Source organism: Curtobacterium oceanosedimentum (assembly GCF_040545555.1).
In the GTDB taxonomy this organism is placed as follows: domain Bacteria; phylum Actinomycetota; class Actinomycetes; order Actinomycetales; family Microbacteriaceae; genus Curtobacterium.
In genome coordinates this window covers 36925-61169 of the sequence record NZ_JBEPMD010000001.1, presented here as the reverse complement: position 1 = coordinate 61169, position 24245 = coordinate 36925, and the positions used below count along the sequence as shown (strand labels likewise).

The 24245-nt window shown below is 71.5% G+C and carries 26 protein-coding genes; 3 read left to right on the top strand and 23 right to left on the bottom strand.

Going from position 1 to position 24245, the window contains the following annotated elements:
• Positions 1-2: 2 nt before the first annotated feature.
• The 8 genes from ABIC52_RS00320 to ABIC52_RS00285 form a co-directional block, all read right to left on the bottom strand.
• Entirely contained in the window at positions 3-701 is a 699-nt protein-coding gene (locus tag ABIC52_RS00320; protein WP_435526053.1) for an aggregation-promoting factor C-terminal-like domain-containing protein, read from the bottom strand.
• Positions 702-1043: 342 nt separating this feature from the next.
• Positions 1044-1592: a DivIVA domain-containing protein gene (locus tag ABIC52_RS00315; protein WP_174234750.1), complete on the bottom strand. Its 549-nt coding sequence runs from the start codon at positions 1590-1592 to the stop codon at positions 1044-1046.
• A 72-nt stretch (positions 1593-1664) separates the two neighbouring features.
• Positions 1665-2675: a phosphatidate cytidylyltransferase gene (locus ABIC52_RS00310; RefSeq protein WP_209677430.1), complete on the bottom strand. Its 1011-nt coding sequence runs from the start codon at positions 2673-2675 to the stop codon at positions 1665-1667.
• Entirely contained in the window at positions 2675-3229 is a 555-nt protein-coding gene (gene frr, locus ABIC52_RS00305) for a ribosome recycling factor (protein ID WP_354026346.1), read from the bottom strand. The genes ABIC52_RS00310 and frr overlap by 1 nt, the downstream gene beginning before the upstream one ends.
• Before the next feature lie 45 nt (positions 3230-3274).
• Positions 3275-3994 carry a UMP kinase gene (gene pyrH / locus ABIC52_RS00300; RefSeq protein ID WP_058729969.1) on the bottom strand — a complete coding sequence of 240 codons (720 nt, stop codon included), beginning with the start codon at positions 3992-3994 and terminating at the stop codon, positions 3275-3277.
• A gap of 155 nt (positions 3995-4149) precedes the next feature.
• The gene (tsf, locus tag ABIC52_RS00295; RefSeq protein ID WP_066654809.1) at positions 4150-4977 is read right to left on the bottom strand and encodes a translation elongation factor Ts; all 828 of its coding nucleotides are present in this window, start codon (positions 4975-4977) and stop codon (positions 4150-4152) included.
• An 80-nt stretch (positions 4978-5057) separates the two neighbouring features.
• Positions 5058-5966: a 30S ribosomal protein S2 gene (rpsB, locus tag ABIC52_RS00290; protein ID WP_126892277.1), complete on the bottom strand. Its 909-nt coding sequence runs from the start codon at positions 5964-5966 to the stop codon at positions 5058-5060.
• A gap of 416 nt (positions 5967-6382) precedes the next feature.
• Positions 6383-7822 carry a sugar porter family MFS transporter gene (locus tag ABIC52_RS00285; protein WP_126892276.1) on the bottom strand — a complete coding sequence of 480 codons (1440 nt, stop codon included), beginning with the start codon at positions 7820-7822 and terminating at the stop codon, positions 6383-6385.
• Between the two features lie 370 nt (positions 7823-8192).
• On the opposite strand from ABIC52_RS00285, the gene ABIC52_RS00280 reads away from it, so the two are divergent.
• Positions 8193-8786 (top strand): M23 family metallopeptidase, encoded by a 594-nt coding sequence (locus ABIC52_RS00280; protein WP_354026345.1) that lies wholly within the window; start codon positions 8193-8195, stop codon positions 8784-8786.
• A 64-nt stretch (positions 8787-8850) separates the two neighbouring features.
• Here ABIC52_RS00280 and ABIC52_RS00275 read toward each other — a convergent pair whose 3' ends face one another.
• The 9 genes from ABIC52_RS00275 to rplS form a co-directional block, all read right to left on the bottom strand.
• Positions 8851-9825 (bottom strand): tyrosine recombinase XerC, encoded by a 975-nt coding sequence (locus ABIC52_RS00275; protein WP_354026344.1) that lies wholly within the window; start codon positions 9823-9825, stop codon positions 8851-8853.
• A gap of 27 nt (positions 9826-9852) precedes the next feature.
• Entirely contained in the window at positions 9853-11109 is a 1257-nt protein-coding gene (gene dprA / locus ABIC52_RS00270; protein ID WP_354026343.1) for a DNA-processing protein DprA, read from the bottom strand.
• The gene (locus ABIC52_RS00265; protein ID WP_126892416.1) at positions 11106-12626 is read right to left on the bottom strand and encodes a YifB family Mg chelatase-like AAA ATPase; all 1521 of its coding nucleotides are present in this window, start codon (positions 12624-12626) and stop codon (positions 11106-11108) included. Before ABIC52_RS00265 ends, dprA begins: the two co-directional genes overlap by 4 nt.
• Positions 12623-12976 carry a YraN family protein gene (locus tag ABIC52_RS00260; protein WP_209677435.1) on the bottom strand — a complete coding sequence of 118 codons (354 nt, stop codon included), beginning with the start codon at positions 12974-12976 and terminating at the stop codon, positions 12623-12625. Before ABIC52_RS00260 ends, ABIC52_RS00265 begins: the two co-directional genes overlap by 4 nt.
• A gap of 154 nt (positions 12977-13130) precedes the next feature.
• On the bottom strand, positions 13131-13487 hold the full coding sequence (locus ABIC52_RS00255; protein ID WP_126892414.1) for a histone-like nucleoid-structuring protein Lsr2: 357 nt from the start codon (positions 13485-13487) through the stop codon (positions 13131-13133).
• A 136-nt stretch (positions 13488-13623) separates the two neighbouring features.
• Positions 13624-13947 (bottom strand): DUF2469 family protein, encoded by a 324-nt coding sequence (locus tag ABIC52_RS00250; protein WP_058730091.1) that lies wholly within the window; start codon positions 13945-13947, stop codon positions 13624-13626.
• Between the two features lie 47 nt (positions 13948-13994).
• Complete coding sequence (gene rnhB, locus ABIC52_RS00245; RefSeq protein WP_354026342.1) at positions 13995-14699, bottom strand: ribonuclease HII; 705 nt, start codon at positions 14697-14699, stop codon at positions 13995-13997.
• The gene (lepB, locus tag ABIC52_RS00240) at positions 14696-15439 is read right to left on the bottom strand and encodes a signal peptidase I (protein ID WP_058730093.1); all 744 of its coding nucleotides are present in this window, start codon (positions 15437-15439) and stop codon (positions 14696-14698) included. The genes rnhB and lepB overlap by 4 nt, the downstream gene beginning before the upstream one ends.
• A 183-nt stretch (positions 15440-15622) precedes the next feature.
• Positions 15623-15976, bottom strand: a complete 354-nt coding sequence (rplS, locus tag ABIC52_RS00235; RefSeq protein WP_058730094.1) for a 50S ribosomal protein L19 — start codon at positions 15974-15976, stop codon at positions 15623-15625.
• Positions 15977-16140: 164 nt separating this feature from the next.
• Here rplS and map point away from each other — a divergent pair, with 164 nt between their 5' ends.
• Complete coding sequence (gene map / locus ABIC52_RS00230; protein ID WP_354026341.1) at positions 16141-16932, top strand: type I methionyl aminopeptidase; 792 nt, start codon at positions 16141-16143, stop codon at positions 16930-16932.
• Positions 16933-17101: 169 nt separating this feature from the next.
• Here the strand turns inward: map and trmD are convergent, their stop codons facing one another.
• From trmD to ABIC52_RS00205, 5 genes are all read right to left on the bottom strand, one after another.
• Entirely contained in the window at positions 17102-17794 is a 693-nt protein-coding gene (gene trmD / locus ABIC52_RS00225; RefSeq protein ID WP_126892412.1) for a tRNA (guanosine(37)-N1)-methyltransferase TrmD, read from the bottom strand.
• 2 nt (positions 17795-17796) lie between these two features.
• The gene (gene rimM / locus ABIC52_RS00220) at positions 17797-18357 is read right to left on the bottom strand and encodes a ribosome maturation factor RimM (RefSeq protein ID WP_209823444.1); all 561 of its coding nucleotides are present in this window, start codon (positions 18355-18357) and stop codon (positions 17797-17799) included.
• A 19-nt stretch (positions 18358-18376) separates the two neighbouring features.
• The gene (locus tag ABIC52_RS00215) at positions 18377-18613 is read right to left on the bottom strand and encodes an RNA-binding protein (protein ID WP_058730104.1); all 237 of its coding nucleotides are present in this window, start codon (positions 18611-18613) and stop codon (positions 18377-18379) included.
• Positions 18614-18617: 4 nt separating this feature from the next.
• Complete coding sequence (rpsP, locus tag ABIC52_RS00210) at positions 18618-19034, bottom strand: 30S ribosomal protein S16 (protein ID WP_066654835.1); 417 nt, start codon at positions 19032-19034, stop codon at positions 18618-18620.
• A 183-nt stretch (positions 19035-19217) separates the two neighbouring features.
• A complete protein-coding gene (locus ABIC52_RS00205; protein ID WP_354026340.1) occupies positions 19218-21350 on the bottom strand; it encodes an oxidoreductase in 2133 nt (710 codons plus the stop codon).
• Positions 21351-21429: 79 nt separating this feature from the next.
• Between ABIC52_RS00205 and ABIC52_RS00200 the strand changes: the two genes are divergently transcribed.
• Positions 21430-22560, top strand: coding sequence for a glutamate--cysteine ligase (locus ABIC52_RS00200; RefSeq protein ID WP_250368504.1), 1131 nt, complete (start codon positions 21430-21432; stop codon positions 22558-22560).
• 72 nt (positions 22561-22632) lie between these two features.
• Here ABIC52_RS00200 and ffh read toward each other — a convergent pair whose 3' ends face one another.
• Positions 22633-24189, bottom strand: a complete 1557-nt coding sequence (gene ffh / locus ABIC52_RS00195; RefSeq protein ID WP_354026339.1) for a signal recognition particle protein — start codon at positions 24187-24189, stop codon at positions 22633-22635.
• Between the last annotated feature and the right edge of the window lie 56 nt (positions 24190-24245).

The window sequence follows — 24245 nt, the reverse complement described above, 5'->3', positions numbered from 1 at the left end:
GATCAGTACCAGTTGTGGGAGACGCTGTGGCCCCAGGCGCCACACGGGGTGCCGTAGACACCGGAGATGTAGTTGAGACCCCAGGTGATCTGCGTCGCGGGGTTCGTCTGCCAGTCCGCGCCCGCCGTGGCCATCTTGCTGCCCGGCAGCGCCTGCGGGATGCCGTAGGCACCGCTCGGGTTGTACGCGTTCACGCGCCAGCCCGACTCCTTGTTCCACAGCGACACGAGGCAGTTGAACTGGTCGCTGCCCCACCCACGAGCGGCGACCATCTGCTGCGCGATGGCCTGCGCGCTGCCGGGGTTCGGCGTCGCGGCCGTCGCGGCGAGGGTGTTCGACGGTGTGACGGCCGAGCTCTTCGCTGCGGAGCCGGCCTGGTCGTCGGTGGTCTCGGCCGGCTGCTCCACGACCTTGGGCTTCGGCAGCGTGACCCCGTAGCCGTCGCGCGTCACGTCGAACGCAGCGTAGGTGCCGTGCGCCGTGAACTGCTGCGGCTCGACCGGCGCCTTCACGAGCACGGGCGCCACGACGGCGGCCTGGGCCACGTCGGGCTGCATCGGGTTGAAGAGGGAGCCACCCACGAAGCCGAACACGGCGAAGAAGGAGAGCGTGGGGATCGTCGCGCGCCGGCGCATGAAGGAGTTGAGGGTGCGGGCGGCCTTCGGCTTCGCCGGTGCGGCGACCGCACGGCGGCGCTGCACGATCCGCGGGTCGGCGACACCGGTCGGCGCGATCGGGCCACGCACGAGGACCGGACCGGTCGTCGGCGCCGCGGCCGTCGCCACGGGGGTCGGGCCCGTGACGGGTGCGCCCAGCGCGGCCGACGGCAGCGAGGCCGTCTCGACCCGCGGGGTCGCGTGGAGGACCGAGTGCCCCGTCGTGCGGAGTCGGTCGCGTGCCGCGCGGCGCTCACCGACGACCGAAGGGTCGAGGTGCTCGCGGGTACCGCGGTCGGAGCTGGAGTCTGCCGTGTGCCTGCCCATGAGTGGGACCAGGATAACGGAACGGTCACGAGATGAGAAGCACCCGTGACCCGCGCGTCGTCAGCGGACGGCGAGCATGACCTCGACGACGGCGTCGAGGAGGGCGTCCACCTGTGCTTCGCGGTAGCCGCCGTGCTTGGGACGGAACACCACCGACCGGACCTCGGTGAGGCTCAGGGGCTTGCCGTCACGGAAGTAGCCGGCGAGCCGCTCCGCGAAGGCGTCGACGTCCTTCGGGTGGTACCCGGTGCCGAGCGGGCTGGTGCGGGCGAAGCGCTGCCCTGCCGGGCGTTCGAGCCGTGCGACCACGTCCGAGGCCTTGGCGCGGGCCTCGGCGTACCAGGCCTTCTGGCCGACGTCGGCGATCTCGCGCTCCCGCTCCCGTGCGGCGAAGGCGTCCTCGAGCCGCTCGAGCGCTGCGTCGACGTGCGCCGTGGAGTACCCGCCCTTGCGCATCGAGAACGCGGTCGCACGGATCTTCGCCGCCTCGATGCCCGGGGCGGTGTCGCCCGCGGTGTAGGCACGACGGGCGTCCTCGAGGAACCGATCGACCTCGTCGACGTCGTACCCGAGGGACTTGCGGTCTGCGGAGGGGAAGGTCGTGGCCACGGCGACATTCTGCCAGCACCGGACCATGGCGCGACCTGGACGCGCGGCCCACCGGAGCGTCGGCCGTTCAGGTCAGTGGTTGACGATCAGGTACAGCACGTAGGCCACGGCAGCCGACGGCAGGATGCTGTCGATGCGGTCGAGCAGCCCGCCGTGCCCGGGCAGGAAGGACGAGATGTCCTTGATCCCGAGGTCCCGCTTGATCATCGACTCGGTCAGGTCACCGAGCGTCGCCGAGCCCGAGATGAGCACGCCGAGGACGATGCCCGTCCACCAGGGCAGCCCGAGCATGAGCCACGTCACGACGATGCCGACCAGGATGCTCGCCGCGACGGACCCGGCGAAGCCCTCCCAGGTCTTCTTCGGGCTGATCCTCGGTGCCATCGGGTGCTTGCCGAGGTTCAACCCGGTGGCGTACGCCCCCGTGTCCACGGCGACCACCACGAGGATGAACGCGATCACCCACAGCTCGCCGCGGGGCTGCGCGGAGAGCAGCACGATGCAGGCGCCGAGCAGGGTGATGTACGCCTGGACGAAGAGTCCGTTGGTCAGGTCACGGGCGACGTGCCCGGCCGGCGGCTTCTCACGCGTGAGCCCGACCTCGACGAGCCGCCACACCGCGATGAGGACGATGCCGCCGATGATCGCGAACAGTGCCGCGACCTGTCCGCCGAGGAACGCCGCCGGGACCATGGCGACCGCCGTCAGGACACTGGGCACGCGGGGCACGTCGCGACCAGCGAAGCGCATCGCGCTCGCGAGCTCGTACACCCCGACACCGAGCAGGAACGCCGCGACGACCATGAAGGCCGGCTTCCAGATGAGCAGCGAACCGAGCATCACGACCGCGAACGCCAGGGCGATGGCGATCGCGGCCGGCAGGTTCCGACCGGTGCGAGCGGTCAGGGCCTCGTTGCGCGCGCCGAACTCCGCCTTGCGCTGCTTGAGCTGCGCTTCGAAGTCGGCGCGCGCCGCACGGGCACGGGCGTCGAAGTCCTGTCGGAGCCCCTTCTTCGCAGTCGGGACCGGTTCCGGCGGGCGCGGTTCTGTGGGGCGGTCGCCGCCCGGCTCGGGGAGACGCATCAGACCTCGAGGAGTTCGGCTTCCTTCTTCTTCAGCGCGTCGTCGACCTGGTCGACGTGCTTCTTCGTCAGGGTCTCGAGGTCCTTGTCGCCGCGGGCGATCTCGTCGTCGGAGATCTCACCCTTCAGGGCGTCGAGGTCGTCCTTCGCGCGGCGACGGATGTTGCGGATGACGACCTTGTGGTCCTCGCCCTTGCCACGGACGAGCTTCACGAACTCCTTGCGGCGGTCCTGCGTGAGCTCGGGGATCGTCACACGGACGATCTCGCCGTCGTTCGACGGGCTGGCGCCGAGGTTCGGGAACGTCGCGATGGCGCGCTCGATCTCCTTGAGCGCCGACTTGTCGTACGGCGTGACGATGAGCGTACGCGCCTCGGGCGTCTGGAGCGACGCGAGCTGCGCGAGCGGGGTCGGCGTCCCGTAGTAGTCGACCGGGATCTTCTGGAAGAGGGCGGCGTTGATGCGTCCGGTACGGACGGTCGCGAAGTCGTCCTTGGCGACGTCGACGGCCTTCGCCATCTTCTCGGTGGCTTCGGTCAGGACATCACTGATCACGGTGGTTCTCCTTCGGTACTGCGTCGAGTCTAGTCAGCGTGCGGGTCAGTTGCTGACGACCGTGCCGATCCGCTCCCCGCGGATCGCGGCCGCGACGTTGCCCTCGCCCTCCATGCCGAACACGTGCATCGGCATGCCGTTGTCCATGCAGAGCGAGAACGCGGTGGCGTCGACGACCTTGAGACCCTGCAGCAGGGCGTCCTGGTACGTGACGTGGTGCAGCTTCTCGGCCGTGGCGTCCTTCTTCGGGTCGGCGGTGTACACGCCGTCGACACCGTTCTTGGCGACCAGGACCTCGTGCGCGTCGATCTCGAGCGCCCGCTGCGCCGCGACGGTGTCGGTCGAGAAGTACGGCAGGCCCGCACCGGCACCGAAGATCACGATGCGCCCCTTCTCGAGGTGCCGCTCTGCCCGCCGCGGGATGTACGGCTCCGCGACCTGCGTCATGCTGATCGCCGACTGCACCCGCGTCGCCGCACCGGCCTGCTCGAGGAAGTCCTGGAGCGCGAGCGCGTTCATCACGGTCCCGAGCATGCCCATGTAGTCGGCACGCCCGCGGTCCATGCCGCGCTGCGAGAGCTCGGCGCCGCGGAAGAAGTTGCCGCCGCCGACCACGATGGCCACCTCGACGTCCTGCGCGGCCTGCGCGATCTCCTTGGCGATGGTGCTGATGACGTCCGGGTTCACCCCGAGGGACCCGGCCCCGAACGCCTCCCCCGACAGCTTCAGCAGGACCCGGCGGCGTCCGGTCTTCTCGTTCGTCATGTGGCGCACCCTTCGTCGAATGTCTCGTGGGAATCTACCCGGCCGCAGCCGGTCCGGCGGAGGAGGCCGTGCCTCCAGGCCGGGTCCGCGCGTGTCGCAGCGCGCAGAAAACGGGGCCCGGAACCGATGTGGTTCCGAGCCCCGTCACGGGTTCGTTACGCGCCGACCTTGACGCGGGCGAAGCCCTGGATCGTCAGACCGGCGTTCTCGGCGGCCTTCGCGACGGACAGCTTGTTGTCCTTCGCGTAGTCCTGCTCGAGGAGCGCGACCTGCTTGCGGTACGCGTTGAGGCGACCCTCGACGATCTTCGGCAGGGCGGCCTCCGGCTTGCCCTCCTCGCGCGTGATCGCCTCGACGGTCGCGCGCTCCTTCTCGATGGCCTCGGCCGGGATCTCGTCGCGGGTCAGGTACGTCGGGTTCGCGAACGCGACGTGCTGGGCGATCGAGCGCGCCTCGGCGGCGTCGGAGCCCGCGTACGCGATGACGACGGCGATCTGCGGCGGCAGGTCCTGGCTGGTCTTGTGCAGGTAGACCTCGAAGGCGTCGCCCTCGACACGGACGACCGTGCGCAGCGCGAGCTTCTCGCCCAGCGCGGCGGCGGCCTCGTCGATCGTCTCGGCCACCGTCTTGCCGTCGAGCGGCGCGGCGTTGCCGGCCTCGACGTCGGACGCACCGGCGGCGGCGACCGCGGCGACGACCTTGTCGGCGAGGGTGGTGAACTTCTCGTTCTTCGCGACGAAGTCGGTCTCGCTCGCGAGCTCGACGACGGTGGCGGCGCCACCCTCGGTCGTCGCGACGACGACACCCTCGGAGGTCGCGCGGTCGTCGCGCTTGGCGACGGCCTTCGCGCCCTTGATGCGGAGCAGCTCGACGGCCTTGTCGTAGTCGCCGTCGGCCTCGACGAGCGCGTTCTTCGCGTCCATCATGCCGGCCCCGAGGTCCTCACGGAGCTTCTTCACGTCAGCAAGGCTGTAGTTGGCCATTGACTGGAGTCCTTTCTGGACTGTGGTTGTGGGGAGAGAAGGAAGGGGCGCCGAGCCGACCGGCCCGACGCCCCCGGTGACTACTCGGCCGAGGTGGCTTCGGCGTTCTTGGCCTCGTCGGCGATCGGCTCGCCGATCTCCTTCGCGGCGACCTGCGCGTCGGCGTCGTTCTCCTCGACGGGGGTCTCGGCTGCGGGAGCGGCCTCGGCTGCCGGAGCAGCCTGCTCGCCACCCTGCTCACCGGAGAGGAGCTCCTGCTCCCACTCGGCCAGCGGCTCGGCCGTCTCCTCGTCGCCACCGTTGTGGCGGGTCTTCAGGCCCTCGGCCGCGGCGTCGGCGACGATGCGGGTCAGGAGACCGACGGAGCGGATCGCGTCGTCGTTGCCCGGGATCGGGTACGTGATCTCGTCGGGGTCGCAGTTGGTGTCGAGGATGCCGATGACCGGGATCCCGAGCTTCTGCGCCTCGTCGATCGCGAGGTGCTCCTTCTTGGTGTCGACGACCCAGAGCGCGCTCGGGGTCCGCGTGAGGTTGCGGATACCACCGAGGGTCTTGTGGAGCTTGTCCAGCTCGCGCTTCTTGATGAGGAGCTCCTTCTTGGTGAAGCCCTTCGTCGTGTCGTCGAAGTCGATCTCCTCGAGCTCCTTCATGCGCGCGAGGCGCTTGGAGACCGTCTGGAAGTTCGTGAGCAGACCGCCGAGCCAACGCTGGTTGACGTACGGCTGGCCGACGCGGGTCGCCTGCTCGGCGATGGAGCCCTGCGCCTGCTTCTTGGTGCCCACGAAGAGGATCGTGCCACCGTGCGCGACCGTCTCCTTGACGAAGTCGTACGCGCGGTCGATGTAGGCCAGCGACTGCTGCAGGTCGATGATGTGGATGCCCGAGCGCTCGGCGAGGATGAAGCGCTTCACCTTCGGGTTCCACCGACGGGTCTGGTGTCCGAAGTGGACGCCGCTGTCGAGCAGCTGGCGGATGGTGACGACGGCCATGCCGTCCCTCCTTGTTCTCGGCGCACGACTGTTGGGCCGTGCGCACGGTTGCGGTTGTGTCGGTCACGACCGGTGGTCGTGGCCCCTGGCGCCCTGCCCGCGCGGCCGCCCGCTCGCGAGAACGGGACCGGTGGCCGCGGGACGTGCCGTTGGACGAGCGGTGTCGTTGCAAGCACTGTGGACGCGCGAAGTCAGCGCGCTGGAGCGCGCTGCGGTGGCAATGCTAGCAGGTCCCGGTGACCTGCCCGACGCGGGATGGGATGCGGACCGTGGACGCACGGGAGGGGGGGGGGGGGGGGGCCCCCCCCCCCCCCCCCCCCCCCGGGGGGGGGGGGGGGGGGGGGGGCCCCCGGGGGGGGCGGGGGGGGGCCCCCCCCCCCCCCGCGCCTCCCGTCAGGTGGTGACGCCGGTGGACGCTACTTCGCCGAGACCGTGTCGCCCTCGGCCGAGATGCCCATCTCCTCGAGGGAGCGGCCCTTCGTCTCGGGGATCTTCGCGATGACGAAGAACAGGGACAGCAGGGCGAACAGCGCGTAGATGCCGTAGGTGACCGTCAGGTTGAAGCCGGACAGCACCGGGAAGGAGATCGTGACGAGGAAGTTCGCGATCCAGTTGGCCGCCGAGCCGACGCCCAGCGCGGTCGCGCGGATGCGGTTCGGGAACATCTCGCCGAGCAGCACCCACATGAGCGGACCCCAGGTCGCGCCGAACGACACGACGAAGAGGTTGGCGAAGACGAGCGCGATGAGGCCCCAGGCGCCCGGCAGCTTCGGCTCACCGTCGACGATCGTGGCCTGGGAGAAGGCGATCGCGACCATCGTGAGCGATACGAACATCCCGGAGGAACCGGCGATGAGCAGCGGCTTCCGACCGAGCTTGTCGACCGTGAAGATCGCGATGAAGGTGACGGCGACGTTCACGACGGAGGTGATCGTCGAGATGAGGAACGACTGCTCCTCCTTGAACCCGACCGCCTGCCAGAGGGTCGTCGAGTAGTAGAAGATCACGTTGATGCCGACGAACTGCTGCAGCACGGCGAGGATGATGCCGACCCAGACGATGGGCTGCAGGCCGAAGCGGTTGCCCCGGATGGAGCCCTTCTTCTCGTTGGCTTCCTTCTTGATGCCGTCCTGGATCTCCTCCAGGCTCGTGTTCACGGTGTCACGCGGGACGATCTTGCCCATGACCTCGCGGGCGTCGTCGGCACGGCCCTTCGAGAGCAGGAAGCGCGGGGACTCCGGCAGCGTGATCGCGAGCACGCCGTAGACGACGGACGGCACGACACCGACGAGGAACATCCAGCGCCAGGCGGCCAGGCCGAGGACCTGCTCCGACGCACCGCCGGCGGTCACCGCGAAGATCTGGTCGGAGAGCAGCGCGGCGAAGATGCCGAGCGTGATGGCGAGCTGCTGGAAGGACGCCAGACGGCCACGGATCGCCTTCGGGGACACCTCGGAGATGTACGCGGGGGCGATGACCGACGCGGTCCCGATGCCGAGGCCGCCGACGAGGCGCCAGACGACCAGGTCCCAGGTCGCGAACGCGAACGCCGAGCCGATCGAGCTGACGAAGAACAGCACCGCTGCCCAGAACATGACGCGGGTGCGGCCCCAGCGGTCGGCCAGGCGGCCGGCGAAGTAGGCGCCGAACGCGCAGCCGATGAGCGCGGAGGCGACCGCGAAGCCGCTCGCGGCCTCGGACAGGCCGAACTCGCCCTTGATCGCGTCGACGGCTCCGTTGATGACGGAGGAGTCGAATCCGAAGAGGAAGCCGCCGACTGCCGCCGCGATGGCGAACAGGGTGACCTTCCCCTTGAACGCACGGTCCTCGCCGTGCTGGGTGGACGTGTTCGACACGGTGCTCCAGGTTCTTGCCGCCGTGCTGGGTGGCGCACGGTGCCCCGGCGGTCGGCTGGTTCGCCGTCCGAGCGGCGTTGCGTGTTCCGGAGCGGCCCCGACTGTACTCGCTGGCGGCTCGTGGGGCACATCGAGGTGCGGCGGGGCGCGGCGGGCGGTGGGTCGTGCGGGGTCGCACGCGTTCTGGGGTCGTCGTGGATCGCGCGGGTTCTCCGACGTTGCGCGCGTCGATCGACGCGCGTCGTGTCGCAGCCGGCACCTGGCGCGCTGCTCCGCCGCCGCCCCTGCACAGGCCTGGAGGCAGCGGGCACCGTCCCCAGGTCGGCTCGCCGCCGCCGATGGGCCGGTCCGGCTCGACGACCCTCGTCACATGAGACGGTCACCGTTCCTCCTCCCCCGACCCGAGCGGCCGTTCGGGTTCCTCGTCCTCGCGGTCGCGCTCGTGGTCGCGCTCGTGGGCCCGCGTCTGCCGGGGCGTCCGGCGACCTCCGACGAGGCAGGCCGGTCGACTGCGACGATCGTGGCGGGCGAGGCCGAGGCCCCGCCGCCGTGGGTCTGGCCGACGGGCACGCGCGAGGTCGTCCGACCGTTCGAGGCGCCCGCGGACGACTACTCGGCCGGACACCGCGGCATCGACCTGGCGTCCCCACTCGGGGCCTCCGCCGTGGCCGTCGCGGACGGCACGGTGTCGTTCGCCGGCCAGGTCGCCGGCAGGGCCGTCGTGACGATCGACCACGGGGAGGGCCTCGTGAGCACGCTCGACTCCGTCGAACCCTCGGTGGCGCCGGGTGACGCCGTCCAGCAGGGGACGGTGGTCGGTGTCGTCACGGTCGGGCACTGCCCGGCCACCGATCCGTGCGTGCACCTCGGTACCCGGGTCGACGGTCAGTACGTCGATCCGCTGCGGTTCCTGTCACCGGCAGCCTGGCCCGTGCTGCTCCCGGAGTCGGCGTGGCCGGGGTGACGTGACGGAGGCCGCGAGGCGGTGCGGCGGGACGGCGTCGAGACCCCCGCCCGGCCGTTCGCCGTCAGGCGCGGGGGTGCGCCGTCCGGTAGACCTCGCGGAGGCGTGCGGACGACACGTGCGTGTAGATCTGCGTCGTGCCGAGGCTCGCGTGCCCGAGGAGCTCCTGCACGGCCCGGAGGTCCGCTCCCCCGTCGAGCAGGTGCGTGGCCGCCGTGTGCCGGAACGTGTGCGGCCCGCTCGGCCCGGCACCGGGCAGGTCCTCGAGGGCCCGCGCGACGACCCGGTACACGCTCCGGACCCCCAGCCGGCCGCCCCGGTCGCCGAGGAACAGTGCGTCGCCTCCGGAGCGCTGCGCCCGCACCTGCCCCGGGGACCGGTCCGGCGTCTGCGCCGCAGCCCGGGCCGCCAGGACCGGACGCCCCCGGTCGAGCCATGCGTCGAGCGCGTCCCTGGCGGGTACGCCGAACGGCACCACGCGTTCCTTCCCGCCCTTGCCGAGCACGCGGACGGTCAGTCGGGAACGGTCGACGTCCTCGACGTCGATGCCGACGAGCTCGCTCACCCGGATCGCCGCGGCGTAGAGCAGTTCGACGACCGCCAGGTCCCGGAGTGCACCCGGGTCGTCCGTCCCGGCACGGGCGGCGAGCCCGTCGAGCACCGACCGGACCTGGTCCGTCGACACGACGCGGGGCAGGTGTGCGGACCCCTTCGGCGCGCGGAGCCGAGCGGCCGGGTCGGTGTCGAGCACACCGGTCTCGCTCGCCCAACGTGTGAAGGCACGGACCGAGGACGACCGGCGCGCGATCGTGGACCGCGCCAGTCCGCGCTGGTCGGCGTCCCAGAGCCAGTCGCGGAGCGCCTCGAGCCCGAGGCCGGTGGTGGTGCCGATCCCCCGCTGCGCGGCGAACTCCACCAGCTGGTCGAGGTCGTTCGCGTACGCGCGGACGGTCTGCTCGCTGAGGCCACGGGCACTGCGGACGTGGTCGAGGAACGACTCCACCGCCGCCACGAGTCGCGCGTCCGTCTGCTCCGCCACGGGCCCAAGGGTAAGCGCCCACCGTCGTCACGACCTGGCCCACCCGCCGCCGGTGTGCCGGACGAGTCCCTGCAGCTCGGCCAGCGCGAGGGCGTCCGCCACCGCTCCGGTCGACATGCCCGACCGGACGGCGATCTCCTGCTCGCCGAGCGCCCGCCGTCCCAGCGCGTCGAGCACCCGGACCACCTCGGGGTCCTGCCGCCCACCGCCGAGCGGCTCGTCGCTCCGGGGCGCACCGCCCCGACGTGTCCAGCGGCCTCGGCCGGACCGGCCGCGCGGACCGACGACGGCGTCGACGGGGTCGTCCGGGCCCACGACGATCTGCGCGCGCCCCTCGGCGACCAGCCGGTGGCACCCCACCGACGCGGGCGACGAGAACGCACCCGGGACGGCGAACACGGGCCGTCCGAGCTGCGCGGCGTGGTGCGCGGTGTTCAGGGCTCCGGACCGGGCGCCGGCCTCGACCACGACGGTCGCTGCGCTGATCGCCGCGATCAGCCGGTTGCGCGCGAGGAACCGCCAACGCGTCGGTCGGGTCCCCGGCGGTGACTCCGCCAGCAGCGTCCCCTGCCGCGCCACGTTCCGGAGCAGCTCGACGTTGCCCGTCGGGTAGAGCTGGTCGATCCCGCCCGCCAGCACCGCGACCGTCGGGGTGCCTGCGGCGACGGCGACCCGGTGGGCGGTGGCGTCGATGCCGTACGCTCCACCGCTCACCACCGTGCACCCGGCATCGGCAGCGGTCGAGGCGATCTCCGCCGTCGCCTCGGCCCCGGCCGCGGTGTTCGCACGCGACCCCACCACGGCCAGGCCCGGCCCGGAGGCGCGCCGACCCGAGCGGGTCCAGAGCACGACGGGCGCGTGCGGGCCCAGGTCGTCGATCCCGGCCGGCCACGCTGCCGTGCCCGGGACGACGAGTCGCGCGCCGACCGTGCCCGCGGCGGCCAGCGTCGTCAGGACGTCCACCCGTCCGAGCCGCGGGTTCCACCGTTCGAGGGCGACCCGCAGCGTCCGGGCGAAGGACCCCGGGGACTCCGTTCCGGGCACCTGCCGATCGGCGCACGCGTCGAGCAGGTTCCTCGGCCCGTCGTCTCCGGCAGCGCGCACCAGCGCGAACGAACGCTCTGCTCCGAGCTCCTGCACGAGCAGTCCGGCCACGGCATCACCGGGCTCGACGACGGTCGACCACGCAACCCGTGCCGCTGCCTCGACCGGGTCGACCGCGTCGGCACCGCCCGGACCGAGGGCTGCCGCGACCGTCCCGAGCAGGTCCTGCGCCTCGTTCACAGCGCACTCCGCAGCGCGAGCGCCTCGCGCACGTGCCGTGCACCCGGACGGTCGTCGCCCTGCAGGTCGGCGAGGGTCCAGGCGAGCCGCATGGTCCGGTCCCAGCCGCGCATCGTCAGCGTGCCGAGGTCGAGCGCCCGGTCGAGTGGCTCCGTGGCGCCCGGCTCCGAACGCCCCTGGCCGCGGAGCCAGGCGCCGGACACCTCGGCGTTCCGGGTCCACCCCGTGCCGGCGAGCCGGGTCCGCATCGCGCCCCGCGCCGCCTCGACCATCGCCCGTGCCGCAGCCGTGGTGGGGGTCGTCCCGTCTTCACCGCGGATGAGCCCGGTCGTCACCCGCGGGACGCGCACCCGGATGTCCATGCGGTCGAGCAGCGGCCCGGACATGCGGCCGAGGTACCGACGGACGGTCGCCGGCGGGCACTCGCACGGCTGCTGCACCGACCCGGCGTTGCCGCACGGGCACGGGTTCGCGGCGAGCACGACCTGGCAGCGTGCGGGGAACTCGGCGGCCCCGGCCGCGCGGTGGACGGTGATCCGACCGGACTCCAGCGGCTGTCGCAGTGCGTCCAGCACCGCGCGCGGGAACTCGGGTGCCTCGTCGAGGAACAGGACGCCCTGCGTCGCGCGCGACACGGCTCCCGGCCGGACCGTCCCGGAGCCCCCGCCGATCAGGGACACCGCCGACGCCGAGTGGTGCGGGGCCTCCCACGGCGGCCTGGTCGTCCACGACGCGACACCGTGCCCGGCGACGGACCGGACGGCCGCGACCTCGAGGGCCGCGTCGTCGTCGAGGTCGGGGAGCAACCCGGGCAACCGTTCGGCGAGCATCGTCTTGCCGGCACCCGGCGGTCCGACGAGCAGGGCGTGGTGGCCCCCGGCGGCAGCCGCCACGACCGCCCGGACGCCGGTGGGGTTGCCCACGACGTCGGCCAGTTCGGCGACGGGCGAGCGTTCGGGGAGCACCGGCGGAGCGGTGACCGGATCGACCTCGACCGGCGGCAGGAGCGCTCCGGCGTCGATCGCCGCGGCGCGGAGCGAGTCCACGGCACGCACCTCCACGCCACGCACGAACCGCGCCTCGTCGAGGTTGCCCGCGGGCAGCACGACCCGCTCGGCTCCGGCGTCCCGTGCCGCGAGCAGCATCGGGACCACTCCGGGGACGGGTCGGACCCGGCCGTCGAGCCCCAGCTCCCCGATGTACACGACCCGCTCGCTGACGCGGGGTGCGACCTCGGCCCCGGCGAGCACGGCCATGGCGATCGCGAGGTCGAACCCGGACCCGCGCTTCGGGATCGCCGCCGGCGTCAGGTTCACCGTGATCCGTCGGGCCGGGAGGGGCGCACCGGCGTTCGCCGCTGCTGCCCGCACCCGTTCCCGGGCCTCGCCCAACGAGGTGTCCGGCAGCCCGATGATGCTGAACGCGGGCAACTGACTCGTCAGGTGCGCCTCGACCTCGATCCGTCGCCCGGTGACCCCGAGCAGGGCGACCGCCGCGGACCGGCCGATGCCGGTCACAGGATTCCCTCCAGGTGCTCGATCCCGAACACGTCCCCGGCGACGTGCACCGCCACCGCGTCGAGTCGGACGGCCGGGGCGTGCGTGTCCGGGTGCGCGGCGAACCACATCGGCACCAGTCGTCGGAGCCGCGCGGTCTTCCCCGCGGTGATCGCCTCGAAGGGGTGCCCCGTCGCCGTGCCCGCTCGCGTCTTGACCTCGACGAAGACCAGGGTCCGCCCGTGCCAGGCGACGACGTCGACCTCGCCCCGGGCACACCGCCAGTTCCGCTCCACCAACCGGTACCCGCGCGCCGTGAGCCATTCCACCGCGCGGTCCTCGCCGTACGCACCGAGTGTTCGTCGTTCCATGTCGTCGCCTCCACCGACGACGATGCGGCAATGCATCCCCGTGCCATCGGCCGCACACCAGAACTGTGGACGAGCAGTTGGGATGGAAATGCTGTGCAGGAATGACGAGACCCCGGACGCCGTCAGGGCATCCGGGGTCTCGTGCGGTCGTGCGTCAGTGCGCGGCTGCGTACGCTTCCTGCACCTGGGTCGAGATACGGCCGCGGCTCGAGACCTCGTAGCCGTTCTCCTTGGCCCATTCGCGGATCTTCGCGAGTTCCTCGGAGTTCCCGCGCTTCGGCGCGGACTTCGGTGCAGAACCGTTGCTGCTGCCGGAACGACGACCGGAGACCTTCCGCGCCGCCGCGACGTAGTCGGAGATCGCTTCGCGGAACTTGTCGACGTTGTCGTCGGACAGGTCGATCTCGTAGTTCGAACCGTCGAACGCGAACTCGACGGTGCGGCCTTCGCCTGCGGCGATGGGCGAGTCGTCGAGGTCGTCGACGAGCTGGACGGTGACCTTCTGTGCCATGTCGTGCTCCTGGTGTGAGGGATTGTGGCCCCCGTGACGACGAGTCACGGGGAAAGCTTCCCCACCACCGTAGCGCGACAATTGCAGGAATGTGTTCGGAAAAGCACCTGAGTCGCAATTCCGAAGAAACTGTGGATCACTCGTCGAGTGCGAGTTCCTTGGGGAGTTCGAGTTCACGAGACGTGAGTTCCTCGACGTTCACGTCCTTGAACGTGAGCACGCGGACGGACTTCACGAAGCGATCCGAACGGTAGACGTCCCAGACCCACACATCGTTCATCGTGAGTTCGAAGTAGAAGTCGTGCTCGGTGTCACGGCGGACGAGGTCGACCTCGTTCGCCAGGTAGAACCGCCGCTCGGTCTCGACCACGTACCGGAACTGCGACACGACGTCGCGGTACTCGCGGTACAGGGCAAGTTCGACCTCGCGGTCGTAGTCGTCGAATTCGTCGTCATCCATCGCCCGCACAGTCTACGGCGAGTCGAGCGGGCGTGGACGCAGCCCGATCAGCCCGCGACGGAGAGCTCGTCGAAGCCGTCGAGCGCGACGCTCGACGCCTGGTGCAGCCAGCTCTTCCGGTGCAGCGGGTGCGCGCCGACGGAGCGGATGCCGTCGTAGTGCGCGGTGGACCCGTACCCCTTGTTGGACGCCCAGCCGTAGTGCGGCGCGTCCTCGTGCGCGGCGACCATCAGGGCGTCCCGTTCGACCTTCGCCACGACCGACGCGGCAGCGACCGAGGCACAGTCCCGGTCCGCCTTGACGCGCACCACGACGTCGAGCGGACCACCGGTGGCGACGAGGTCGGTCGGGACGGCCCGCGACAGCCAGTCGAACGACCCGTCCAGCACCACGACGGCATCGTCGAGGCACAGCCCGTCGCCGACGAGCGCGCCGAGTGCCGCCGCGCCGGCCTGCCCGAGCGCGGGCACGATCCCCTGCTGGTCCACCACGTCCGCCGACGCCATGCCCACGGCGGTGTGCGCCCACCGTCGAACGACCGGCACGAGTTCGGTGCGGCGAGCAGCGGACAGCAGCTTCGAGTCGGCGAGCCCCTGCGGCACGCGCCCGATGTCGAGCGTCACCGCCGCGACCCCGACGGCCACCGGGCCGGCGATGGCGCCGCGGCCGACCTCGTCCATGCCGATCACCGTCACCCGACCGGAGCCGAGCAGCTTCTTCTCGACCCGCAGCGAGGGCCGGACCGGGGTCACCGGTCCTTCTCCTCCACGCCCGCGAACACGTCGGGGTAGTCGTCGAGCCAGGTCCACCGGCTGGTGGGCCACGAGATGACGAAGGCCCTGCCGGTCACGTCGGACAGCGGCACGAAGCCCTTGGACGGGGTGTCCCGGTTGTACCGGGAGTCCTTCGAGTCGTTCCGGTTGTCGCCCATCACCCAGATCGTGCCCTCCGGCACGGTGACGGAGAACGGGTCCGCCGAGGCCGGCGCGCCGCTGGGCAGCAGTGTGTACGGCTCCTTGAGCGGGACGCCGTTCACCGACATCTGCCCGAGGTCGTTGCAGCACGTCACCTTGTCACCGGGCAGGCCGATCACCCGCTTGATCAGGTGGTCGTCGCTGTCGCCGGTCCCCAGGCCGACCTGGGTGAGGAGCCAGTCGATCGCCTTCGCCGGCTGCGTCGTGGGCGCGACACTCGGCACGTCCGCGCCGCTCAGCCACCCGCCCGGGTCCTTGAAGACCACGACGTCGCCCCGCTTGAGCGACACCACGTCCGGCACCAGCTCGTTGACGATCACCCGGTCGTTGACCTGCAGTGTGTTCTCCATCGACTCCGACGGGATGTAGAACGACCGGATCAGGAACGTCTTCACGAGGAACGAGACGAGCAGTGCCGCGAGGAAGATGATGACGAGGTCCCGCAGGAACGTCAGGACGCCGTTGCCCTGCTTCTCGGCCCGTGGGCGGCGCCCCGATCCTTGCGTGGTGTCCGTCATGTCCGCTCTCGTTCACGAGCACGCTCGAGCAGCGTGCCGACCCACGCCCGTACTCGTCGGGCGTGGAAGACCCGGCGCCCCGTGGGGCGCGCTCAACGGGAAAGCCCCCCGTCGATGCACAACCGTACATCGGCGGGGGGCGTCCAGTGGAACCCGGCTCGCGGGCCCTCACTGTGAAGGCGATCAGGCGTCGCGCTTCTCCTTGATCTTGCGGCGGGCCGCCTTGCCGCGGAGCTCGCGCAGGTAGTACAGCTTCGCGCGACGGACGTCACCGCGGGTGACGACCTCGATGTGGTCGATGATCGGCGAGTGCACCGGGAACCAGCGCTCGACGCCGACCTGGAAGCTCACCTTGCGGACCTTGAAGGTCTCGCCGAGGCCGTGGCCCTGACGGGCGATGACGACACCCTGGAACACCTGGACACGCGAACGCGTGCCTTCGATGATGTTGACGTGCACCTTGATGGTGTCGCCGGGGCGGAAGTCCGGGACGTCGGTGCGCAGGGACGCTGCGTCGACGTGGTCGAGGAGCTGCATGTTCGTTCACTCTCTGCGGACGCGCACGGGTCGCCGCGGATCGGTGTGTGGAAAGAAGTGTGCGTGCCCGGAATCGGCGACTCCCCCGTGGCAGAGTCCAGCCAGGGCACAGCGGTCCATCATGCCACAGGGACGCCCGCACGCAAAACGACCAGGATGGACGCATGATCGAACTCCGCACCCCCGCCGAGCTGGAGGGCCTGCGCGCCGCCGGCCGGTTCGTCGCCGACGTCCTCGACGAGCTGCTCGAGACCGTCGACGTGGGCGTGAACCTGCTCGACCTCGACCGCGTGGCCGCGGGGATGATCGCCGACCGCGGCGCGGTGAGCTGCTACGTCGACTACCACCCCTCGTTCGGCAACTCCCCCTTCGGCCGCAACCTGTGCACGTCGGTGAACGACGCAGCGCTCCACGGCCTGCCGCACGACCGCGTGCTCGTCGACGGCGACCTCGTCAGCCTCGACTTCGCCGCGAGTGTCGACGGCTGGGTCGCGGACTCCGCCGTCACGGTGCAGGTGGGCACGGCCCGCGACGAGGACCAGCGACTCGTCGAGACGGTGGAGCGCGCACTGTCCGCCGGCATCGAGCAGTTCCGGCCGGGCAACAAGCTCGGCGACGTCTCGTACGCCATCGGCCGGGTCGCGAAGGACGCCGGCTTCACCGTCAACACGCAGTTCGGCGGACACGGCGTCGGGCGCACCATGCACGGTGACCCGCACGTCCCGAACGACGGGCGTCCGGGCCGCGGTCTGAAGCTCCGCCCCGGTCTCGTGGTCGCGATCGAGCCGTGGCTGATGCAGGGCACCGACGAGCTGGTCCAGGACGAGGACGGCTGGACGCTGAAGAGCGTCGACGGCTCGCGCGCGGCACACGTCGAGCACACGGTCGCGGTCACCGAGGCCGGTCCCGAGGTCCTCACCCTGCGTCGCGCCCAGCGCGGCGAGGCGACCGCCTGACGGACGGGAGGCGCGGTGCGACCCCGCCCCGCGCCTCCCGTCCGGACACGTCCGCGGGAGCGCCAGACCACTCCGAACAGTCGGCGGCAGACTGTCGCCCTCGCGGTACGGACCGACAGCCGGGCCGAACGACAGCCAGACAGCCGGACAGGCGGGCAGCGACCCGGCGCTACGCGTCGGGCAGCAGGTCCGGACGGACCCGACGAGTCCGCTCCACCTGCTGCTCGTGCCGCCACGCGGCGACGCGGGCGTGGTGCCCGCTGAGCAGGACGTCCGGCACCTCGAGGTCCCGCCAGACCGAGGGCTTCGTGTACGAGGGGTACTCGAGCAGGCCGTCCTCGTGCGACTCCTCGACGAGCGACTCCGGGTTGCCGACGACGCCGGGGACCAGTCGGCCGACCGCCTCGATCATCGCCATCGCGGCGACCTCGCCGCCGTTCAGCACGTAGTCCCCCAGCGAGAGCTCGACGACCGAGCACCGTTCCGCCGCCCACGCGAACACGCGCGCGTCGATGCCCTCGTACCGTCCGCAGGCGAAGACGAGGTGGTCGTGCTCGGCGGCCAGTGACCGGGCGATCGACTGGCGGAAGGGAGTCCCGGCGGGGGTGGGGACGACGAGCGTCGACGACCCGTCCTCGCGGAGGATCGACGACAGTGCCTGCGCCCACGGCTCGGGCTTCATGACCATGCCGGCCCCACCGCCGTACGGGGTGTCGTCGACCGTGCGGTGCCGGTCGGTCGTCCAGTGCCGCAGGTCGTGCACGTGCACGTCGAGCAGCCCGTCGACGCGGGCCTTGCCGAGGAGCGAGACGTCGAGGACGGAGAAGAACTCCGGGAAGATCGTGACGATGTCGATCCGCACGATCAGCCCTGCGGGTCGGTCGGGGTGACCGTCTCGGGCCGCGAGGTGTCCTCGGGGTCCTCGAACAGTCCCGTCGGCGGCGTCACCGTGACGGTGCCCGCCGCGATGTCGACCGTCGGCACGATCGCCGAGACGAACGGCACCAGCACCTCGCCGCGCGACGGGGTGTCGATCGCGAGCAGGTCCTGTGCGGGCAGGTGGTCCACGCGTGCGACCGTCCCGACCTCGACGCCGTCGCGGAGCACGCGCAGGCCGACCAGCTGGTGGTCGTACCAGGCGTCGTCCTCGCCGGTCTCGGCGTCGGCGTCCTGCTCCACCCAGAGGATCGCCCGCGCGAGGGATTCAGCAGCGGTGCGGTCCGCGACGCCCTCGAAGAAGGCGACCGGGTGGCCGTTGTACCAGCGGAGTTCGTCGATGGTCAGGGTCTTGCCCGACCACGGCGAGTCCGAGGGGACCTGGAGCGTGAACTCCGCCCCCGGCGTGAACCGACGATCCGGGTCGTCGGTGTAGAGCTCGAGCTTGATGCCGCCCTTGAGCCCGTGCGCCTTCGTGATGCGACCCACCCGGAGTTGGGTCGTCTCCCTAGGAATCGGTGTCGACCACGTCGACCCGCACCCGCTTGCCGTCGGCGAGAGCCGACACGAGGGTGCGGAGCGCCTTTGCGGTCCGTCCGGCGCGACCGATCACGCGACCGAGGTCCTCGGGGTGCACACGCACCTCGAGGACCTCGCCACGCGCAGAGGTGGAACTGGCGACGCGGACGTCGTCCGGGTGATCGACGATCCCCTTGACGAGGTGCGTCAGCGCAGAGTCGAGCAAGGAATCAGGCCTCGGTCGTCTCGGCGGCGTCGTCGGCCGACTCGGCCGGAGCGGCGGCGGGGGCCGTCTTCTCCGACTTCGGCTTCAGGACGGCCTTCTTGGCGGTGTCCGCGACGAAGGCCTGCTTCGGCTCGGCGACCTTGACGGTGGACTCGGTGTTGCCCTCGCCCTTGAACTTGCCCCAGTCGCCGGTGAGCTTGAGGAGCGCCGCGACCTGCTCGGTCGGCTGCGCGCCGACGCCGAGCCAGTAGAGCGCACGCTCGGACTCGATCTTGATGACCGAGGGCTCCTCGGTCGGGTGGTACTGACCGATCTCCTCGATCACACGACCGTCGCGCTTGGTGCGCGAGTCGGCGACGACGATGCGGTAGTAGGGCGCACGGATCTTGCCGAGACGCTTGAGACGGATCTTGACAGCCACAATTACTCCTGTTGCGTGTTGTTGTGGTTGAACCGGAACCGCGGGCGTGGGGGCACGCGCGGTGGAAGCTCGAAGGAAGTCGCGACCTGCTGGATAGAGGGTCGAGCAGACGCGATTCGACCGTTCATTCTTGCAGGTTTCCGCCGCAGAAGCGAGCCGGGACGCGCCGTGGTCGCCGTGGTGTCACGGCGCAAGGGTACGGACGGCGTCGATCGCCTCGCTCGTGGCGCGGACCGCGTCGACGCTCCGGGCGTCGCGGGCACCACCGACGACGGCGAACGGCACCCCGGCGGCAGCCAGGCCCGGTGCGAGCCCCGCCCCGGCGACGCCCTCGGTGACACCCTCGACCGCGGGCGAGCGTTCCTGTCCGGCGCACACGACGACGTGGTCGGCGGACACCGCGGTCTCCCGACCGTCCTCGTCGCGGATCCACAGCGTGCCGGGCTCGATGCGCAGGTACTCCTGCACCCCGCCGATCATCCGCACCCCCGCGTCACGGAGCCGTCCGACGGCCACCCAGCGGGACGTGATGCCGATCCCCTGGCCGAACTTCCCGGACCGTCGGAGCACCGTCACGTCGGCACCGGGTCGGAGCGTCCGTCCCACCGCGGGCAGCCGTTGCGGGACGTCGCCGACCAGGTCGTCGGCCACGGTGACGTCCCACCGCGCGGCGAACTCCGCCGCACGCACGGCCTCGTCGGGCGACTCGACCAGGAAGGCCGCGGTGTCGACGCCGATGCCACCGCCGCCGATCACCGCCACGGTGCCCGGCGGCACTCCATCGCGCAGGGCGTCCTCGTAGGAGACCACGTGCGGCAGCTCGGCGCCCGGCACGGCGAGGCGTCGCGGAACCACGCCGGGCGCGAGGACCACGGCGTCGCTGTCGAGCAGGTCCGCGGTGGTGGCCGTCCGACCGAGGCGCACCGTGGCCCCGCGCTCGTGGAGCTCGGCGCGGGCCGCCTCGACCGTGGCGGCGTAGTCCTCCTTGCCGGGGACGGCGGCGGCCAGCGCGAACTGGCCGCCGAGCGTGTCCGAGGCCTCCCAGAGCGTCACGGCGTGACCCCGCCGAGCAGCGTCCACCGCGGCAGCGAGCCCGGCGGGGCCACCACCGACGACGTCGACGCGCTTGGGTTCGGTCGTCGGACGCAGCGGCAGGGCGAGCTCGCGGCCGGCGCGCGGGTTCACGAGGCACGACACCGGCTGCCCGACGATCGAGCGGTCGAGGCACGCCTGGTTGCAGCCGATGCACGTGTTGACGAGGTCGAAGCGGCCGTCGAGCGACCGGCGGACGATGTCCGGGTCGGCGAGGAACGGACGGGCGAGGGCCACGGCGTCGACCTGCCCGTCCCGGAGCACCGCCTCGCCGTCGCGCAGGTCGGTCATCCGGTTCGACGCGATCACCTGCACGTCGGGGTGCGCGGATCGGCGGACCACGCCAGCGATGCGCTCGGCGTAGGCGAGCCAGGCTCCGTGCGGCACCGAGGCCTGGACGGTGGGCGTGCGCGACTCGTGCCAGCCGATGCCGACCGACACCGCGTCGAGGCCGAGCGGCAGCAGGTCGTGCACGAGCGCGTCGACCTCGTCGTCGGTGGTCGACCCGGGCATGAGGTCGGCCCCGGACAACCGGATCGTCACCGCGAGGTCGGGGACGGCCGCACGGACGGCTCGGACGACCTCGATCGCGAAGCGACGGCGTCGGACCGCGTCCCCGCCCCACTCGTCGTCGCGGAGGTTCGTCAGCGGCGACTGGAACTGGTTGACCAGGTACCCCTCGGACGCCATGATCTCCACGCCGTCGAAGCCGATCGCAGCAGCGGACCGTGCAGCCGCGGCGAAGTCCTCGATCGTGTGGCGCACCTCGGCGTCGGTGAGCGCGACGGGCTGCACCCCGCGTGCAGCGGCCCACGGCAGCGCCGAGGGAGCCACGACGCGCTGGGGTCGCCCGTGCCGGTCGACCATGCCGTTCGCGAGGGCGTACCGGCCGGCGTGGAAGAGCTGCGCGAGCACCGCCCCGCCCTCGTCGTGCACCGCGTCGACCGCGACCCGGAACCGCTCGTCCGCTCCCCCGACGCCGAACACCGCGAAGTCGGGGCCGCCACGCGCCTCGTCGCTGACCGCGATCCCCCCGGTGACGATGCACCCGACCCCGCCGGCGGCCCGCTCCCGGTAGAACGCTGCCATCGCGGCGCCACCGTCGTCGAGGACCTCGAGCCCGGTGTGCATCGACCCCATCACCACGCGGTTCCGCAGGTGCAGCGGACCGAGGGCCCACGGCGACGAGAGGACGGCGAGGTCGGACACGGCAACGCTGCTCATGGCCACCACTCTGCCGGACGACGTGCCCGGGACGGAGTTCCTTGTGCCGACCCTCCAACCCGACGGGCAGGATGGCCCCATGGACATCCGCTTCACCGAGTCCCGCCCGTCGACCATCGGCGTCGAGTGGGAGCTCCCGCTGGTCGACCGCGGCACCGGCGACCTCGCGCCCCGCGCCCCCGCCGTGATCGCCGCCGTGCAGGAGCGTCTCGGTGACCACGACCGGGTGACCGAGGAGCTCCTGACGAACACCGTCGAGGTGGTCACGGGCGTGCACGAGACCGTCGGTGGGGCGACGAGCGAGCTCGCGGGCATCATCGGCGAGGTGATCGACGCCGCCGAACCGCTCGACGCGCAGGTGATGTGCTCCGGAACCCACCCGTTCGCGCTGTGGGACCAGCAGGAGATCACCGCGGACAGCGAGCACTACACCACCCTGATCGACCGCACGCGGTGGTGGGGTCGGCAGATGCTCATCTGGGGCGTCCACGTGCACGTCGGCATCGACGACCGCGACAAGGCGGTGCCGATCATGAACGCGATGCTCGCGTACGTGCCGCACCTGCAGGCGTTCACCGCGTCGAGCCCGTTCTGGGGCGGGACCGACACCGGCTACGCCTCGAACCGCGCCCTGATGTTCCAGCAGCTCCCCACCGGCGGGCTGCCCCCGGGCATCGACGACTGGCGCGGTTTCGAGACCGTGGTCGACGACCTGACGAGGACCGGCGTGATCGACGGGTTCAAGGACCTGCGCTGGGACATCCGCCCCTCGCCGGGGTGGGGCACGCTCGAGAACCGCGTGTCCGACGGGGTCTCGACGCTGCACGAGGTCGGCGCGGTCACCGCGTTCGTCCAGTGCCTCGTCACGGCGCTGTCCGACCGGCTCGACCGCGGCGAGAGCCTGCCGTCGATGCAGCCGTGGTTCATCCGCGAGAACAAGTGGCGCGCCGCCCGGTACGGCATGGAGGCGGAGATCATCACGAACGCCGCCGGCGACGAGCGCCTGGTCACCGACGAGGTGCACGACCTGGTCGCACGGCTCGCTCCCGTCGCGGAACGTCTCGGCTGCCAGCAGGAGCTGCACCACCTCGACACGATGATCGCCGAGGGCGCGTCGTACCAGCGGCAGCTGCGGGTGGCGCAGGAGAACGGCGGCGACCTCCGCGCGGTGGTGCGCCACCTGGTCACGGAGCTGCGGGAGTCGCTCTAGACGCGACCCACGGACGGACGGGAGGCCCGGTGCCAGCTGGCACCGGGCCTCCCGTCCGTCATCCGGTCGCGGCTAGCGACCCAGGAACTTCTGCAGGCTGGCCAGCTCTTCCTCGGTGGGCGCCTTGCCACCCTTCGGACCGCCGAGCCCGAGACCGGAACCGGTGGGTGCCTGCTGCTGGGGCTGCGCCGCCGCACCCGACGCGAGGGCCGCGCGCTTGGCGGGGTTGCCGACCTTCTTCTTCTTGGCGCCGCCCTGCTGCTGCTTCTTCTTGCCGCCGTGCATGCCGGGGATCGGACCCATGCCGGGCATCTGCGGGACGCCACCGCGCGCGACCGTCTTCATCATCTTCGCGGCCTGCTCGAAGCGGTTCACGAGGGCGTTGACCTCGGTCACCGTGGTGCCGGAACCCTTCGCGATGCGGAGTCGACGGGAGCCGTTGAGGAGCTTCGGGAGCTCGCGCTCCTGCTTCGTCATCGACTGGATGATCGCCTCGGTCCGGACGATCTCGCTCTCGTCGAAGTTGTCGAGCGCCTCGCGCATGCCCTTCGCGCCCGGGAGCATGCCGAGCATGCCCTTGATCGAGCCGGCCTTGCGGAGCTGCTGCATCTGCGCGAGGAAGTCGTTCAGCGTGAACGAGTCGGTCGCGATCTTCTCGGCGACCTTGCGCGCCTCGTCCTCGTCGAACGCGGACTGCGCCTGCTCGATGAGCGACAGGATGTCACCGAGGTCGAGGATGCGGCTCGCCATGCGGTCCGGGTGGAAGGGCTCGAAGTCGTCGAGCCCCTCGCCCGTGGACGCGAACATGATCGGGCGACCGGTGACGCTGGCGACCGACAGGGCCGCACCACCGCGGGCGTCGCCGTCGAGCTTCGACAGGACGACGCCGGTGAAGTCGACGCCCTCCTGGAACGCGCGGGCGGTCGTGACGGCGTCCTGACCGATCATCGCGTCGATGACGAAGAGGACCTCGTCCGGGTCGACGGCCTTGCGGATGTTCGCCGCCTGCTTCATGAGCTCGGCGTCGACACCGAGTCGACCGGCGGTGTCCACGATGACCGTGTCGTACTGCTGGTCGACCGCGGCCTTGATCGCGTTCTTCGCGACCTTGACCGGGTCGCCGACGCCGTTGCCCGGTTCGGGAGCGAACACGTGCACGCCGGCCTGCTCGCCCACGACCTGGAGCTGCTGCACGGCGTTCGGACGCTGGAGGTCCGCCGCGACGAGCATCGGGGTGTGGCCGTCCTTCTTGAGCCACTTGCCGAGCTTGCCCGCGAGGGTGGTCTTGCCGGCGCCCTGGAGGCCGGCGAGCATGATCACCGTCGGCGGCCGCTTCGCGAACTCGAGCCGGCGCTGCTGCCCGCCGAGGACGCCCACGAGTTCCTCGTTGACGATCTGGACGACCTGCTGCGCGGGGTTGAGCGCCTTGTTGACCTCGTCCGAGAGCGCGCGTTCGCGCACCGAGCCGGTGAAGGCCTTGACGACCTCGAGCGCGACGTCCGCGTCGAGCAGGGCCCGGCGGATCTCACGGACGGTGCCGTCGACGTCGGACGGGGACAGACGACCCTTGCTCCGCAGGTTGCGGAAGGTCTCGGTCAGCCGGTCGGAGAGTGAGCCGAATTGTGCCATGGTCCGACGATTCTACAGGGCGACCCCCGACCGCCCCGGACCGCCGGTGGACCAGT

Bases quoted from the DNA above. Each gene is read 5' to 3' on its own strand.
- ABIC52_RS00310 (WP_209677430.1), bottom strand. From the start codon at position 2,675: ATGCGTCTCCCCGAGCCGGGCGGCGACCGCCCCACAGAACCGCGCCCG.
- pyrH (WP_058729969.1), bottom strand. From the start codon at position 3,994: ATGACGAACGAGAAGACCGGACGCCGCCGGGTCCTGCTGAAGCTGTCG.
- tsf (WP_066654809.1), bottom strand. From the start codon at position 4,977: ATGGCCAACTACAGCCTTGCTGACGTGAAGAAGCTCCGTGAGGACCTC.
- rpsB (WP_126892277.1), bottom strand. From the start codon at position 5,966: ATGGCCGTCGTCACCATCCGCCAGCTGCTCGACAGCGGCGTCCACTTC.
- ABIC52_RS00280 (WP_354026345.1), top strand. From the start codon at position 8,193: ATGAGACGGTCACCGTTCCTCCTCCCCCGACCCGAGCGGCCGTTCGGG.
- ABIC52_RS00260 (WP_209677435.1), bottom strand. From the start codon at position 12,976: ATGGAACGACGAACACTCGGTGCGTACGGCGAGGACCGCGCGGTGGAA.
- ABIC52_RS00255 (WP_126892414.1), bottom strand. From the start codon at position 13,487: ATGGCACAGAAGGTCACCGTCCAGCTCGTCGACGACCTCGACGACTCG.
- ABIC52_RS00250 (WP_058730091.1), bottom strand. From the start codon at position 13,947: ATGGATGACGACGAATTCGACGACTACGACCGCGAGGTCGAACTTGCC.
- lepB (WP_058730093.1), bottom strand. From the start codon at position 15,439: ATGACGGACACCACGCAAGGATCGGGGCGCCGCCCACGGGCCGAGAAG.
- rplS (WP_058730094.1), bottom strand. From the start codon at position 15,976: ATGCAGCTCCTCGACCACGTCGACGCAGCGTCCCTGCGCACCGACGTC.
- map (WP_354026341.1), top strand. From the start codon at position 16,141: ATGATCGAACTCCGCACCCCCGCCGAGCTGGAGGGCCTGCGCGCCGCC.
- ABIC52_RS00205 (WP_354026340.1), bottom strand. From the start codon at position 21,350: ATGAGCAGCGTTGCCGTGTCCGACCTCGCCGTCCTCTCGTCGCCGTGG.
- ABIC52_RS00200 (WP_250368504.1), top strand. From the start codon at position 21,430: ATGGACATCCGCTTCACCGAGTCCCGCCCGTCGACCATCGGCGTCGAG.
- ffh (WP_354026339.1), bottom strand. From the start codon at position 24,189: ATGGCACAATTCGGCTCACTCTCCGACCGGCTGACCGAGACCTTCCGC.